Here is a 13,289-nt window from a genome sequence, read left to right as displayed (position 1 = left end):
TTAACCGTCCCATCTTCCGCGTCACTGTATATAGTTGGCAACGAAGCATGAGCTGCCATTGATAAAAGCAACACAAAAACGCTCAAGACTTGTTTCGCAAAAAACATCCCGATTTCGCTCTTCAAAATTTCAGCTTCCGATGGCATTGAGAATTGCTCACTGGCGCTTGCATAGTATCAATGGAAATTGACCAAACACGCATTCAATCTGAATAAAATTCAGTGCAGCTACCAGGCCTAAAGACTAAAACAAATCACGTTACTAAAGAAGCAAATCACATCGGCTCGAAAGGGTAACCTTGATCAGCCTTCCCGATCCACAAAAAAACGAGGAAAAGTGGAGAATAGTGCAACAAATCTCGGAATTCTGTGCTCTGTAATGCTCATTGTTTCAAATACGATACGGACTGGATGTCTCGACGTTGGTACCGCGAATTCAAGTACGCCTATTCTGCACAAACACTGCGCTTACGGATTTCCCCTGCCGGATTAACATCCCCAATATTACTGCTGCACGAGGTACTGCGGCGACAACATGATCAGTGCGATGGCATCCTGCACCCGCTTCAGGCGCCCCTCGTGCGAGTCTTCGATGGCGTCGAGGTGGTTCAGAAGGATGTTGCGCAGCGGTGTGCTCATACGACGGTTGAGCAACACCAGGTCTAGGTGCGACAACAAGGCCGCCGGGTCGGCTGCCAGTGCCAGTTCGCGCGTGTAGTCGAGGTAGGCCGGCAGGCGGTCGGTTGGCACCTCGGTCTGGCGGAAATGGCGGTAGATCTGGTTGTTGGCCCGGCTGGCGGTGTTGAGGATGTTGCCATCCGTGAAGATCTGCATCTCCGGCACCACCAGACCGGCATGTTGCGCAGGCCCGGACGGTGCGTAATTCGGGCTGAAGAAATTGAACACACTCGGCGACAACAACGGCGCCTGTCCAGTGAGGCTGTCGATGTCTTCGAGCTGCGGACTGAAGGTGCCGTACTCACCGTGATCGCTCCCCTCCCCCGGGCTCACCGAAAACGCGCGCCACAGGTGCGTCAGGCGCAACAGCGGTTCGCGCAGCTTGCCGAACCGCGGGTCAACGGGGAGCTGGCGTGCCTCGGGGTCCATCAACACGGCTTTGACCGTGGCACCCAGGTCACCGCGCACCCCGTTGCCGTTGTCGTCAAAGCGTGCCGCCACCCGTTCGACGTACGCGGGCGTCGGGTTACTGGTCACCAGCTGCTTGATCAGGTGGGTCGAGATGAAGGGACCGACATTGGGGTGCTCGAACAGGTTGTCCAGGGCCATCTCGAGGTCGCGGCGCGCCGACTGACCGGCTGGCAGCACCGTGCCACGCAGCAGCGTCTTGGTGCCGGTGTCGTGGTGCGACTCGAAGGGCTCCATCGGGCTCAGCATGTCCTGACCGGTGAACAGCGGCCGATTCCAGTTCCCCGCGTTGCTGTAGTTCCAGCCGGTGAACACCCGCGCAAAGGCTTCGACATCGGCCTGCGTGTAGGCGTTGCCACCGGCGCGCGTCCCGTCCGGGTTCAGGGTGTAGAGCCCGATGGAAAAGAGCTGCATCACCTCGCGCGCGAAGTTCTCGTCCGCGCGGGTGTTGCTCTCCGGCCGGCTGCGGTCGTTCTGCAGCATGCTCAGGTAGAGCCCCATGATCGGACTCAGGGTGACCTGCTCGAGCAGCTCACGGTAGTTGCCGAACGCGTTCTCGCGCAGGATGTCGTAGTACCGCGTCACGCCGTACTGGGTGTTCGACAGCGTGTAGCCCTGGTCCGAGATGACAAACAATTGGCTCAGGGCGAACGCCACGCGCTGGCGCAGTTGGTCCTGGCCGTCAACAGCGTCCTGCCACCAGATCTCGTGGCGCGCGCTGCGGTTGCTGCCGTTGGAGTACTGCCGAACGTAATCGAGGTGAGCTGAGCCCTGCAGCGTGAGCTGCCAATCGATCCAGCCCTCGATGCCGAGCCGCTCGACCGTGTCGATGTCGCGCAACGTCGGCCCGAAGGTCGCCTGGTTCAGCAGGCGAACAGCCTGCGCATCGGGCGCGCTGGCGCGTTCGTCGGGGTCGGCGATCACGGGGCCGGGGTCGCTCGACCCGTTGCAACCCGCCAGCAGCAGGGCAACCAGACACACTGCAGGCGTCGACCGGGCAACGCACACCAGAGAGCCGACGAGGGATCGAGCGATCGACATCATGGGGTATCCCGTCCTCCTGCGTGAACCGCGGCCTCGACCGGACCGAGACGCGGCACCCTAGCGCACCGCGTGCATCCACGGTCGAACATCGGCCGCGTGCCCGCCGGTCTCGCGCGTCAAACTGCGCGGACTGTACGGGGACTGAATCGCGCGCGGTTGACTGTATCAGTAGCCGAGCGCGCACCCGTCCTTGCGCGGGTCCGAGCCACCGCACAGCGTGCCCTGCTCCCAGTCGATCGCAATCGCCTGCGAGCCCCCGACAGGCACCGACGGCGTCACCAGGCGGTGTCCTCGTGCAACCAGGCCGTCGCGCAAGGCCTGGTCAACTGTCGATTCGATCTCGACCTCACCGGTGTCCGGGTCAACCATGAACCGCGGCAGGTCCATCGCCGATTGGGGGTTGCAGCCGTAGTCGTACATCCGGGTCAGGAACTGCATGTGCCCGAACGCCTGATAATGCCCGCCCATGACACCGTAGGACATGACGACTTTGTCACCTTCGCTGACCATCCCGGGGATGATCGTGTGCATCGGCCGCTTGTTCGGGGCCAACGCGTTCGGGTGCGTGGGGTCCATCGAGAAGCCGAAACCGCGGTTTTGCAGCACAACGCCGCTCTGCGGCGCGGTCAGGCCGCTGCCGAAGCCGTAGAACAGCGTGTTGATCAGGCTGCAGACGTTGCGGTCTTTGTCGACCACGGTCAGGTAGACGGTGTTCGGGTGCGAACCGATACCGACGTCGAGGCCCTGCTCGCGCGCCCTTTCGGGATCGATCTGCGCCCGCAGCGCGTCGGCGTAGTCGGCCGAGAGAATCTCCTCGACGGGCACCGCGCTGTGATCCGGGTCGGCGAGGAAGGTGTTGCGCGCGGTGTAGGCGAGTCGACAGGCCTCGATCTCCCGGTGGACCCGCTCGGGGGACAGGGGGCTGTCGTAGGTGTCGATCTCACTGATCATGTTGAGCAGCAGCAGCGCGATCACGCCCTGACCGTTGGGCGGGCACTGGTGGACCCGCCTGCCCCGGAAGGTCGAGGAAATCGGTGTCACGAACTGGCCCGTGTACGCTTCGAAATCGGCGCGCGTGTGCAGACCACCCTTCTCGTTGAGGTAGCTGACGATGTCGGCGGCGATGTCGGCGCGGTAGAACGCATCCGCACCGCCGTCCGCGATGGCGTGCAAGGACGCGGCGAGTTGCGGCTGTTTCAGCAACTCGCCGGCTTTGGGGAGCCGTCCGCCGGGCAGAAAAACCGCAGCCGTCGACGGCTCGGCGGCCAGCACCGACTCGACGCCGGCAAAGTCGAAAGCGGTGCGCGCCCCGAGCGCAAAACCGTCCCCCGCATACCCGATCGCCGGTTGCAGCAACTCGGCCATCGGCACAGAGCCGTGGCGCGCGTGCAGTTGGAACCACGCGTCGACCGCCCCGGGGACGGTGACGCTGTGCGCCGTGTGCTTGTCGAGCTCGGTCACGCCAAGCGCGTTCAACGCGGCCACGCTGGCCGCTGCAGGCGCGGTGCCCGAGCCGTTGAAGGCGGTCAGTTGCGACACTGAGCCACCCGGCGCGTACAGGCAAAAGCAGTCGCCGCCAATGCCCGTGGACCCCGGTTCAACGACACACTGCACCGCCACTGCCGCCAACGCGGCGTCCATGGCGTTGCCACCGTTGCGCAGCACCTCGAGGGCCGTGTGGGTCGCCAGTGGCTGGGAGGTGGCGGCCATGCCCTGGCCGCTGTACGCCGGGGAGCGGCCGGGTTGGTGGAAATCGCGCATACGAGAGTCCGAGAAGGTCAGAGACAGGGCGTGGCTCGAGGCCACTCCCCAGTGTATCGCTTATCACGAGTCACTCTAAGCCCCGGCGCGAAACCGACAGGGCACCCGGCTGCGCCGAGCCGGCAGCCGGGTGCTGCCGGCGCAACGCACGGCGACGCAGCACGATCACGCCGCCGTCGCCGTGCACGCCGTTCCTCAGTCGGGCAGCGACGTCCGGCGCAGGTAGGGAAACACCGTCTCGTAGTCGCCGAACTTGGCCGTGGCGTCTTCGTTGCTCACGGTCGGCGGGATGATGACGTCTTCACCGACTGTCCAGTTGGCCGGGGTGGCCACACCGTGAGAGGCGGTCGTCTGGAGTGCGTCGAGTGCGCGCAGGATCTCGGCAAAGTTGCGACCCACGGTCATCGGGTAGGTCATGCTGAGTTTCAGTTGCTTGTCGGGCCCGACAATGAACACGGACCGCACGGTCGCGCTGTCAGCCGGCGTGCGACCGTCAGGCAGGTAAGCCTCGGCGGGCAACATGTCGAACGCCTTCGACATCGCGAGGTCGCTGTCGGCCACGATCGGGAAACCGGCGGGTGTCTGGGCAAAGGACTCGATGTCGGCTTTCCAGCGCGTGTGTTCCTCGACGCCGTCGACCGACACGCCCAGCACCTTTGTGCCCCGCGCGTCCCACTCGGCGCTGAGCTGTGCCACCGCGCCGAACTCGGTCGTGCAGACCGGCGTGAAGTCCTTGGGGTGCGAGAAAATGATCGCCCAGCTGTCGCCGATCCACTCGTGCAGGTCGAAGCTGCCCTGGTCAGTGGTGACGGTCAGGTTGGGGATGGTGTCGTTGATGCGCAGTGCCATGGCGGTGTCCACGTGGGTTGGTGACGGGCGAAGCGCCCCTGTTGTCCTGTCACGGTAAGGCCTTACACAGCAAAATCAAGTCGGGTGCGAACAGACCCCGGACGGATTCGCGCGGCCGTCATCAACGGTACCCGCCGTACCGAACACAGCGCTCTGCTCGCGTCGTCACGACGCTCTCACGACAGATAAAGTCCAACGCGTTGCCCCCCGTCGCGCGTTGAACAGGTTGAATGGCGCAGTTCCCCACGGCCGCCGGAGTCGACCGCATGAAAACCCACGCGCAAGCCGTTGTCATTGGTGGCGGCCTCGTTGGCTGCAGTGTGTTGTACCACCTGACCAAGCTCGGCTGGACCGACGTCATGCTGCTCGAACGCGACGAGCTGACCTCGGGCAGCACCTGGCACGCCGCGGCCAACCTCCACGGTCTGCACGACAACAACAACATCTCCAAGCTGCAGTACTACACCATGCAGCTCTACAAGGAGCTCGAGGCGGAAACCGGCCAGGGCTGCGGCGTGTTCCAGCCCGGCAGCCTCTACCTCGCGCAGACTGTCGACCGCGAGCACCAGCTGCGCATCCAGGCCGCCAAAGCCAAGACATTCGGGGTCGACTTCTACGAACTCTCTGTCTCCGAAGCCCAGGCGCTCCACCCGCTGGTCGACTTTGACGGCATCCGCTGCATCATGTTCGAAGCCGACGGCGGCAACGTCGATCCGTCGGGTGTGACCCACGCCTACGCCGCCGGTGCCCGCGCGAACGGCGCCGAGATTCACCGTTTCACGCCAGCACTCGAAACCAACCCGCGGCCGGACGGCACCTGGGATGTCGTCACGCCCAAGGGCACCATCCACGCCGAAGTGGTGGTCAACTGCGGCGGCCTCTGGGGCCGTGAAGTCGCCAAACTCGCCGGTTTCGAGTTGCCGTTGATGACCATGGAACACCAGTACTACGTCACCGAAGCCATGCCTGAGATCGAGGCGCTCGGGCGCCGTTTGCCCTCGGTTGCCGACCGTGACGCCGAGTACTACCTGCGGCAGGAAGGTAACGGCCTGCTTGTGGGCGCCTACGAAAAAGACGGGCGTTTCTGGGCCGAAAGCGGCACGCCGCTCGACTTTGGCCACGAGCTGCTGCCCGATGACCTCGAGCGCATCGGCGACAACGTCATGCGCGCGTGCGAACGCATTCCGGCCCTCGGCGAAGCGGGTGTCAAGCGTGTCATCAACGGGCCGATGATCTGGTCACCGGACTCCGCCGCACTGCTCGGGCCGGTGCCGGAGTTGACAAACTACTACTGCTGCAACGGCATCATCCCGGGCTTCAGCCAATCCGGCGGACTCGGCTTGTCGCTCGCCCAGTGGATCGTCGAGGGCGAGCCCGAGCTCGACATGTTCCCCTGGGACATCGCGCGGTACGGCAGTTGGGCGGACAAGGCGTTCACCAAAGCGCGCGCCTTCGACAGCTACACCCACCGCTTCAAGATTCATTTCCCGTACGAGGAGCGCGATGCCGGTCGACCCGCCCGCAAGCGCCCGGCCTACGAAAAGCAAAAAGCCATGGGTGCGGTCTTCGGCCTCAACTACGGCTGGGAACACCCGCTGTGGTTCGCCGGCGAGGGCGTCGACGGCAGTGAAGACTACGGTTTCGAGCGCCAGGCCTGGTTTGATCCGGTCGGCGAGGAGTGCAAGGCATTGCGCAACGGCGTCGGCATCCTCGACGTCTCGAATTTCGCCAAATACGAGCTCACCGGTCCGGGCTGCGGCGCCTGGCTCGACCGCGTCGTCGCCAACAAAGTGCCCACCGAGGACGGTCGCACCTGCCTCGCACCGCTGCTGGGCGTGCGTGGCGGCATTGCCGGCGACTTCACGGTCACGAAGATGGCCGACGACCACTACATGGTGTTCGGTTCCGGCATGGCAGAGCGCTACCACAAGCGCTTCTTCGACAGCGTGCCCAAGCCCGACGGGGTCCGGTTCGAGAGCCTGACCGACGCCTGGGCCGGCATGGCGATCGCCGGTCCCAAGTCCCGTGCGGTGCTGCAAACGCTGACCAACACCGACCTTTCCAACGACGCTTTCCGTTTCATGCGCTCACGCCGCATGACCGTCGCCGGCATCGACACGGTCGCGCTTCGTGTGTCGTTCACCGGCGAGTTGGGGTGGGAGCTGTATTGCGAGGAAGCCGATCAGCTCGCCCTGCTCAACGCGCTGCTGGACGCCGGTGCGAGCGAGAACATTCGGCTCTGCGGCGGCCGCGCGCTGTTGTCCCTGCGCATCGAAAAGGGCTACGGCAGTTGGGGCCGCGAGTACTCGCCGGAGTACTGGCCGCAGGAAGTCGGTCTCGATCGCCTGATCAAGACCGACAAACCCGAGTTCCTCGGCCGCGAGGCCTACCTTGCGCTGGCAGACAAGCCGCCGCGAGAAAAGCTCGTCATGGTCTCGATCCCGGACGTCGACAACGACGCGGTGGGCGGCGAGCCGATATTCGCCACCGACGGTACGCCGATCGGTCGGGTGAGCTCGGCGAGCTACGGTCACACGGTGGGCGCGTCGCTTGCCCTCGCCTTCGTCACACCCGGACATGCCGAGGCTGGCACGCCGGTGGATGTTGCCATCCTCGGCATCAGCACGCGCGGCATCGTGCTCGAGGAGCCGCCCTTCGATCCCAAAGGCACGCACCTGCGCAGCTAGCGGCGCTGTCTGCCGGCCCGTCGTGGCACACCGCCGCAACGGGCCTCGCGTGGCCCAACGCAGCCGAGGGCCGCGCGGACCGACTTGCTACACTCGGCGCATGTCAGAGCCGATCCGCCTTCAGACGACGTCCGCCGAGGTCGTTGTGACGCCCGCCCTGGGGGCCGCTGTCGCGCACTACGCGCTGGCGGACGGCACCCCGGTCTTCAGACCCTCACCGGCGTCTGTCCGATCACCGTTCGACCTCGCGTGCAACCTCATGGTGCCCTGGTGCAACCGGGTCTCGGCAGGCGGCTTCTCGCACGGCGGCCGGTTTCACCCGCTCGAACCGAACCTGCCTGACCAGGCCTTGCCGCTCCACGGCAACGGCTTTCAACGCGACTGGCAGGTCGTTGACCGGACGCCCACCCTCGCCGAGTTCGAACTGATCAGCCGGGGCCCGGGGCCGTTTCACTACGAGGCGCGCGTGCGCTACGCGCTGCACGGGGCCGCGCTCACGGTCGACCTCGGCGTGTGGCACTGGGGCGAGACGCCCCTGCCCTACGGACTCGGCCTGCACCCCTGGTTCGAGAAAACGGCTGACACCACGCTGCAGTTCGCGGCCGACGCCGTCATCACCACGGACGCCGCCCTGTTGCCCGTTGGACGTCAGGCCCTCGGCGCGGTGCCGGACTGGTCTTTTTCGGGGCCGAACGGCTTGCCCGTGCACGGCATCGACAACGCCTTCTCCGGCTGGCCGGGGCTCGCCCGTCTGCGCTGGCCATCGCGAAACCTGTTGCTCACCGTTGAAAGCGCTGCACCGCTGCGCTGCTGCCACGTCTTCACGCCGGGCGCGGGCGCGAACTTCTTCTGCTTCGAACCGACCACCCACCTGCCGAATGCGCACAATTGGGACGGCGCAGCACCCGACGGCCTGACCGAACTCGCGCAGGGCGATGGGCTGGAGACCCGCACGGTGTTCACGCCGGGTCCGCTGGCCTGAACGCCCGACCGCGAACCACTGTCGTGCGGGCTCAGTGGTCGTCCGGCAGGCCGCGCACGGCGCGGTACTGCCGCACCGCCTGCTCTAGCGCGGTGAGTTCGGGGTCTTCCAGGCCGACCTTTGCCAGCCCCGCGACGGTGCTGTAGAGGTACTCGCGGCTGGTGCCAATGGTGCCTTCGGCGACCGCGATGCACTCCACCAGTTTCTGCGGCAGCACCTCGCAGCAGTAGCGTTCGTGCTGGGGGTTGGCCAGAAAGACGACGCAGCGGATGGCCTGGCCGTCCGCCGTGGTGGCGGGTAACACCGCAGCCCGGTAGGACCCGCTGATCATCTCCCGACGCCAGACGCAGGTCAGCTCCCACTCGACTTTGTCGGCAGGCACGTGAAAGGCGACGCCGTCGCAGCGCTCACCCGGTGCGAGGGCCAGGTAGAAGCCGGGTGCGTCGGCGCTGCCGCGGCCCGATTTGTCCCAGAGGCAGTAGCGGCGGGTCAGTCCCGTGAGCGTCGTCGGTTCACGGCGGTCGAAGTCGATGCAGGGATTCCAGATCAACGAGCCATAGCCGAAGATCCAAATGTCCTCGCCGTCGATCTCGTCGACGATGGCTTGACGCGAGGCGTCGAAGACGTCGTCGGCCAGCAGCGGGTAATCCGGGAAGTTGCGGCGGATGCGTTCCCGCAGGCGGTCGTGTTCCAGGTCCTCTCGGGTCAGCGACATGCGCCGTGCATCCTGATGCGGTGTTGGGGGACAGCCTCAAGTGTGCCCGAGCGCTGTCACCGGTGCCACCCGCCGGTGGTCGCTCAGTCGCGCCAGCCGACCACGCAGCGGGTGTCGCGTATGGTTGGCAACAAGGGGTAGTCGGGTGTGACGATGCGTACGGCAACCGCCATGTCCACGGGCAGAATGTCGCCGATGCGTCTGTCAATCTGTTGCCGGACGTGGTCGATGCGCGACGGCGGGTCGACAACCAGGAAAAACGCAAGGCTCGCGGGCATCGCGAGACCGAGCTCCTTGACCTCGGGCAGATAGGCCTCGCGCACCGGCTGGATGTCCGCAACCAGCTTCGAGAGCTGCGAGATCAGAATGCCCGGCACACGTTGCGTTGGCTTGCCAAACAACAGGTGCCGGTCGATGTGTTCGTGCGTGTCGGGAGTCATCAGGCTCGCCATCGGTGCGCGTCGCCTTTGAACATAGCAGTTCGCCGGCCGGGCGTCGGGCCTCAGCAGCCCAACTGCTCGGCCAGCGCCGTGATCGACACGGCCTCGCGCGTGCCGGTCGGTCGGGCGGCACGCGAGAGCACGCGGTCGGGGCCGAATTCGTCCGGACGGTCCACGTAGGCCGTTTGCAGGCCGAGCGCACTGGCCGCGTCGAGGTCCTCCGGGTGGCACGCCACCATCATGACCGACGACGGCTCGACGTCGAACACACTGGCCACCCCGAGGTAGGTCGCCGGATCCGGTTTGTAGGCGCCAAAGACTTCGGCCGACAACACGCAATCCCAATGCAGCCCGGCGGCTTTGGCCATGTGCGTCAGCAGCGCGAGGTTGCCGTTCGACAAGGGACAGACCGTAAACCGCGTGGCGAGGCGATGAATGCCGTCGACCGCGTCAGGCCACGGCGGGAGTCGGTGCCAGGCGAGGGTGAGCTCGTCACGCGTGCCATCGTCGATGTCATCCCGCCCGCGCTCGGCGAGCACCGCGTCGAGAATGCGCCGGTGCAGGACATCGAGTTTGAGCCATTCCCCACTGTCCACCGAGCGCATGGCGGGTTGGTAGCCGGCGCGCCAGGCGAGGGCGATGTCTGCACCGTCGAGGCCGCAGTCGAGCGCTTCGACTGCATCGCGGATGCCCGAGTACCAGTCCACCACAGTCCCGAACACATCGAACGCGAGCACCGTCGCTGCTTTCATCCCCGACTCCCGATCCGGTTTCGCGACATGCTGCCACGCCGACGGCTTCTGTGCCACGTTCCGGATCGGTACACTGTCGGCCTTGCCTCGGAGCCCCCACAATGCCACTCAGCCACGGTTACAGTCACCTCGCCATGCCCGGCCCAACGGTCATACCGGATCGTGTATTGCAAGCCATGCACCGCCCCTCACCCGACATCTACAGCGGGGACCTGGTTGAGTCGTCCGACGCGTTGTACGCCGACCTCTCGCGGGTCGCACAGACTGTTCACGACGCGGTCATCTTCATCGGCAACGGACACGCGAGCTGGGAGGGCGCACTTGCAAATACCGTGTCCGCTGGGGACACCGTGCTCGCGCTCTACACCGGCCGGTTCGGGCGAGGCTGGGCACTGATGGCCGAGGCGCTCGGCGTCAACGTCGAGTCACTCGACTTCGGTACCGAAGCACCGGTCGACCCGCAGCGTGTCGAGGACGCGCTGCGCGCGGACACATTGCACCGGATCGCCGCCGTGATCACGGTGCAAACCGACACGTCCACGTCGGTTCGCAACGACATTCAGAACCTGCGCGCGGCCATCGACGCCAGCGGGCACCCCGCCCTGTTGATGGTCGACTGCATTGCGTCGCTCGGGTGCGAGCCCTACCACATGGACGCCTGGGGCGTGGACGTCACCGTTGCAGCGTGCCAGAAGGGCCTGATGACACCACCCGGACTCGCGTTCAACTTCGTCGGTCCAAAAGCCCGAGAACGCCGGCAGACACTCGACCGCGTCAGCAGCTACTGGGATTGGACACCCCGACTCGAAGGTGGGCACTACTACCAGAAATTCTGCGGTACGCCGCCAACTCACCACCTGTTCGGGCTGCGCGAGGCGCTGACCATGCTGCACGAAGAAGGTCTCGAGGCCGTGTGGCAGCGCCATACCGCCTGCGCTCGCGCGGTCTGGGCAGCAGCGGACGCGTGGTCGGCGGACGGCCCGCTGCGCCTGCACCTCGCTGAGGCTGAACACCGCTCAACCGCGGTAACGACACTCGTCGCCGGTGCCGGCAACGGCCCACGGATCCGCAACTGGTGCATCGAGCAGGTCGGCGTGACACTCGGCTTCGGCTTGCCGCTCGGCGAAGTGGCCTCGGAACGGCCCGACCACCTCTTTCGAATCGGTCATATGGGCCACATCACACCGACCGGTTTGCTCGGCAGCCTCGGCAGCATCGAGGCTGCGCTGTGCGCACTCGACATCCGCCACGGCGATGGCGCGCTCGCGGCCGCGGCCGCGGCGGTGGCAAACGCCTGTCGCAATTGAATCAATCCGACGGGCTCGCTAGGCTGACGGATCACGTTCTCTCGAAACGGCTTTCACAGGAGTGGTTGGTATGTGGAAAGAATTCACTGAACTGAACAACGTCGGCACACACGAGAGCGGCCTGCGACTCGGCGCGGGCGCCGTGGCGCTGTTGTGGGGTCTCACCGGCGGCGGCTTCCTGATCACCGTCCTAGGCGCCGTCGGCGCAGTGACCGGCTACTACCGTTCCTGTCAGCTCTACAAAGTGCTCGGTCGCAACACCAACACCGACGCCGCCTGAGCACGCACCCGGCGGTAGACGCGTCGATCCGTCCGCGTGGCTGAAGGAGCACGCCTGGCATCCGTGTCAACGGTAACCCCGTCTCGTGGGTTCGACACCGGGCACTGCCCGGTGGACGTCGCTCCGCGACGCCCCGACAGGGTGAGGCATCGCCCGAGCGATGCCGAATCCATCCCGAACGGGCTGACTGCACTGCGCATCGCAAAACTGCTTTGAGGCGTGGTTGGCTGAGCCAGAAGCACAACAGGCACGCCGATCCGTCCAAACGGCCAAAGGAGCACGCCTGGAAAGCGTGTATACGGTAACCCCGTATCGAGGGTTCGACGCCGGGCACCGCCCGGCGGACTTCGCACCGCGACGCCCCGCAGGGGTGAGGCATCGCCCAAGCGATGCCGAATCCATCCCGAACGGGCCGGCTGCACTGCGCACCGTAAAACCGCTATAATGCTCAGTCTGCTCAGCCAGAAGCACAGCAGACGCGGAGTGCTGACCGAGCGGCTGAAGGAGCACGCCTGGAAAGCGTGTATGCGGTCACCCCGTCTCGTGGGTTCGACGCCGGGCACCGCCCGGCGGACGTCGCACCGCGACACCCCGCAGGGGTGAGGCATCGCCCAAAGCGATGCCGAATACATCCCGAACGGGCTGGCTGCACTGCGCATCGCAAAACCGCTATAATGCTCGGTCTGCTCAGCCAGAAGCACAGCAGACGCGGAGAGGTGTCCGAGTGGCTGAAGGAGCACGCCTGGAAAGCGTGTATACGGTAACCCCGTATCGAGGGTTCGAATCCCTCTCTCTCCGCCAACCTTCACAAAAGCACGTACCTCCCCGACGCCCCGAGCCGAATCGGTGCGCTGCCGCGTCATGAGAGAGGGTTCGAACCCGACAATTGGGTTCGACCAGGAGCACCGCTCCTGGGACGGCGAAGCCGCCCCGCAGGGGTGAGGTATCGCCTCAAGCGATACCGAATCCATCCCTCTCTCTCCGCCAACCCATCAACTACGCGCCAAAGGGTCAGCCTTCACCGCGCTACCCGACACCTCCGAACTTTCACGACAGAGGGTTCGAACCCGAAAACAGGGTTCGACCAGGAGCACTGCTCCTGGGACGGCGAAGCCGCCCCGAAGGGGCGAACATCCGCCCCAGCGGATGTGAGTCAATCCCTCTCTCTCCGCCAACCTTCACAAAAGCACGTACCTCCCCGACGCCCCGAGCCGAATCGGTGCGCAGCCGCGTCATGAGAGCCGGTTCGAACCCGACAATTGGGTTCGACCAGGAGCACCGCTCCTGGGACGGCGAAGCCGCCCCGCAGGGGTGAGGTATCGCCTCA

Annotated in this window: 10 protein-coding genes and 1 tRNA gene; 5 read left to right on the top strand and 6 right to left on the bottom strand. The window is 65.4% G+C overall.

Annotation, left to right across the window (positions count from 1 at the left end; translation table 11 throughout):
* Window positions 1-503 precede the first annotated feature (503 nt).
* From AAGA11_20985 to AAGA11_20975, 3 genes are all read right to left on the bottom strand, one after another.
* Window positions 504-2,189 (bottom strand): DUF1800 domain-containing protein, encoded by a 1,686-nt coding sequence (locus AAGA11_20985; protein MEM9605350.1) that lies wholly within the window; start codon window positions 2,187-2,189, stop codon window positions 504-506.
* 165 nt (window positions 2,190-2,354) lie between these two features.
* A complete protein-coding gene (gene ggt / locus AAGA11_20980; protein ID MEM9605349.1) occupies window positions 2,355-3,950 on the bottom strand; it encodes a gamma-glutamyltransferase in 1,596 nt (531 codons plus the stop codon).
* A 195-nt stretch (window positions 3,951-4,145) separates the two neighbouring features.
* Window positions 4,146-4,799, bottom strand: coding sequence for a peroxiredoxin (locus tag AAGA11_20975; GenBank protein ID MEM9605348.1), 654 nt, complete (start codon window positions 4,797-4,799; stop codon window positions 4,146-4,148).
* 266 nt (window positions 4,800-5,065) lie between these two features.
* Between AAGA11_20975 and AAGA11_20970 the strand changes: the two genes are divergently transcribed.
* Together AAGA11_20970 and AAGA11_20965 are read left to right on the top strand one after the other, a co-directional pair.
* Complete coding sequence (locus AAGA11_20970; protein MEM9605347.1) at window positions 5,066-7,486, top strand: FAD-dependent oxidoreductase; 2,421 nt, start codon at window positions 5,066-5,068, stop codon at window positions 7,484-7,486.
* Between the two features lie 100 nt (window positions 7,487-7,586).
* Window positions 7,587-8,468, top strand: coding sequence for an aldose 1-epimerase (locus AAGA11_20965; GenBank protein MEM9605346.1), 882 nt, complete (start codon window positions 7,587-7,589; stop codon window positions 8,466-8,468).
* 31 nt (window positions 8,469-8,499) lie between these two features.
* Here the strand turns inward: AAGA11_20965 and AAGA11_20960 are convergent, their stop codons facing one another.
* From AAGA11_20960 to AAGA11_20950, 3 genes are all read right to left on the bottom strand, one after another.
* Complete coding sequence (locus AAGA11_20960; protein ID MEM9605345.1) at window positions 8,500-9,183, bottom strand: gamma-glutamylcyclotransferase; 684 nt, start codon at window positions 9,181-9,183, stop codon at window positions 8,500-8,502.
* A gap of 83 nt (window positions 9,184-9,266) precedes the next feature.
* Window positions 9,267-9,623: a hypothetical protein gene (locus AAGA11_20955; protein ID MEM9605344.1), complete on the bottom strand. Its 357-nt coding sequence runs from the start codon at window positions 9,621-9,623 to the stop codon at window positions 9,267-9,269.
* Between the two features lie 62 nt (window positions 9,624-9,685).
* A complete protein-coding gene (locus AAGA11_20950) occupies window positions 9,686-10,375 on the bottom strand; it encodes a haloacid dehalogenase type II (GenBank protein ID MEM9605343.1) in 690 nt (229 codons plus the stop codon).
* A gap of 101 nt (window positions 10,376-10,476) precedes the next feature.
* Between AAGA11_20950 and AAGA11_20945 the strand changes: the two genes are divergently transcribed.
* The 3 genes from AAGA11_20945 (at window position 10,477) to AAGA11_20935 (ending at window position 12,763) form a co-directional block, all read left to right on the top strand.
* A complete protein-coding gene (locus tag AAGA11_20945; GenBank protein MEM9605342.1) occupies window positions 10,477-11,682 on the top strand; it encodes an aminotransferase class V-fold PLP-dependent enzyme in 1,206 nt (401 codons plus the stop codon).
* A 70-nt stretch (window positions 11,683-11,752) separates the two neighbouring features.
* Window positions 11,753-11,962, top strand: coding sequence for a DUF2892 domain-containing protein (locus AAGA11_20940; protein ID MEM9605341.1), 210 nt, complete (start codon window positions 11,753-11,755; stop codon window positions 11,960-11,962).
* 710 nt (window positions 11,963-12,672) lie between these two features.
* Window positions 12,673-12,763, top strand: a tRNA-Ser gene (locus tag AAGA11_20935).
* The last annotated feature ends 526 nt before the right edge of the window (window positions 12,764-13,289 follow it).

Source organism: Pseudomonadota bacterium, from assembly GCA_039196715.1.
Lineage (GTDB): Bacteria > Pseudomonadota > Gammaproteobacteria > CALCKW01 > CALCKW01 > CALCKW01.
This window is presented reverse-complemented; position numbering and strand designations above follow the sequence as displayed.

Coding starts and splice junctions, on each gene's coding strand:
- AAGA11_20940 (MEM9605341.1), top strand. CDS start 11,753: ATGTGGAAAGAATTCACTGAACTGAACAACGTCGGCACACACGAGAGC.
- AAGA11_20955 (MEM9605344.1), bottom strand. CDS start 9,623: ATGACTCCCGACACGCACGAACACATCGACCGGCACCTGTTGTTTGGC.
- AAGA11_20970 (MEM9605347.1), top strand. CDS start 5,066: ATGAAAACCCACGCGCAAGCCGTTGTCATTGGTGGCGGCCTCGTTGGC.
- AAGA11_20950 (MEM9605343.1), bottom strand. CDS start 10,375: ATGAAAGCAGCGACGGTGCTCGCGTTCGATGTGTTCGGGACTGTGGTG.
- AAGA11_20960 (MEM9605345.1), bottom strand. CDS start 9,183: ATGTCGCTGACCCGAGAGGACCTGGAACACGACCGCCTGCGGGAACGC.
- ggt (MEM9605349.1), bottom strand. CDS start 3,950: ATGCGCGATTTCCACCAACCCGGCCGCTCCCCGGCGTACAGCGGCCAG.
- AAGA11_20975 (MEM9605348.1), bottom strand. CDS start 4,799: ATGGCACTGCGCATCAACGACACCATCCCCAACCTGACCGTCACCACT.
- AAGA11_20965 (MEM9605346.1), top strand. CDS start 7,587: ATGTCAGAGCCGATCCGCCTTCAGACGACGTCCGCCGAGGTCGTTGTG.
- AAGA11_20985 (MEM9605350.1), bottom strand. CDS start 2,189: ATGATGTCGATCGCTCGATCCCTCGTCGGCTCTCTGGTGTGCGTTGCC.
- AAGA11_20945 (MEM9605342.1), top strand. CDS start 10,477: ATGCCACTCAGCCACGGTTACAGTCACCTCGCCATGCCCGGCCCAACG.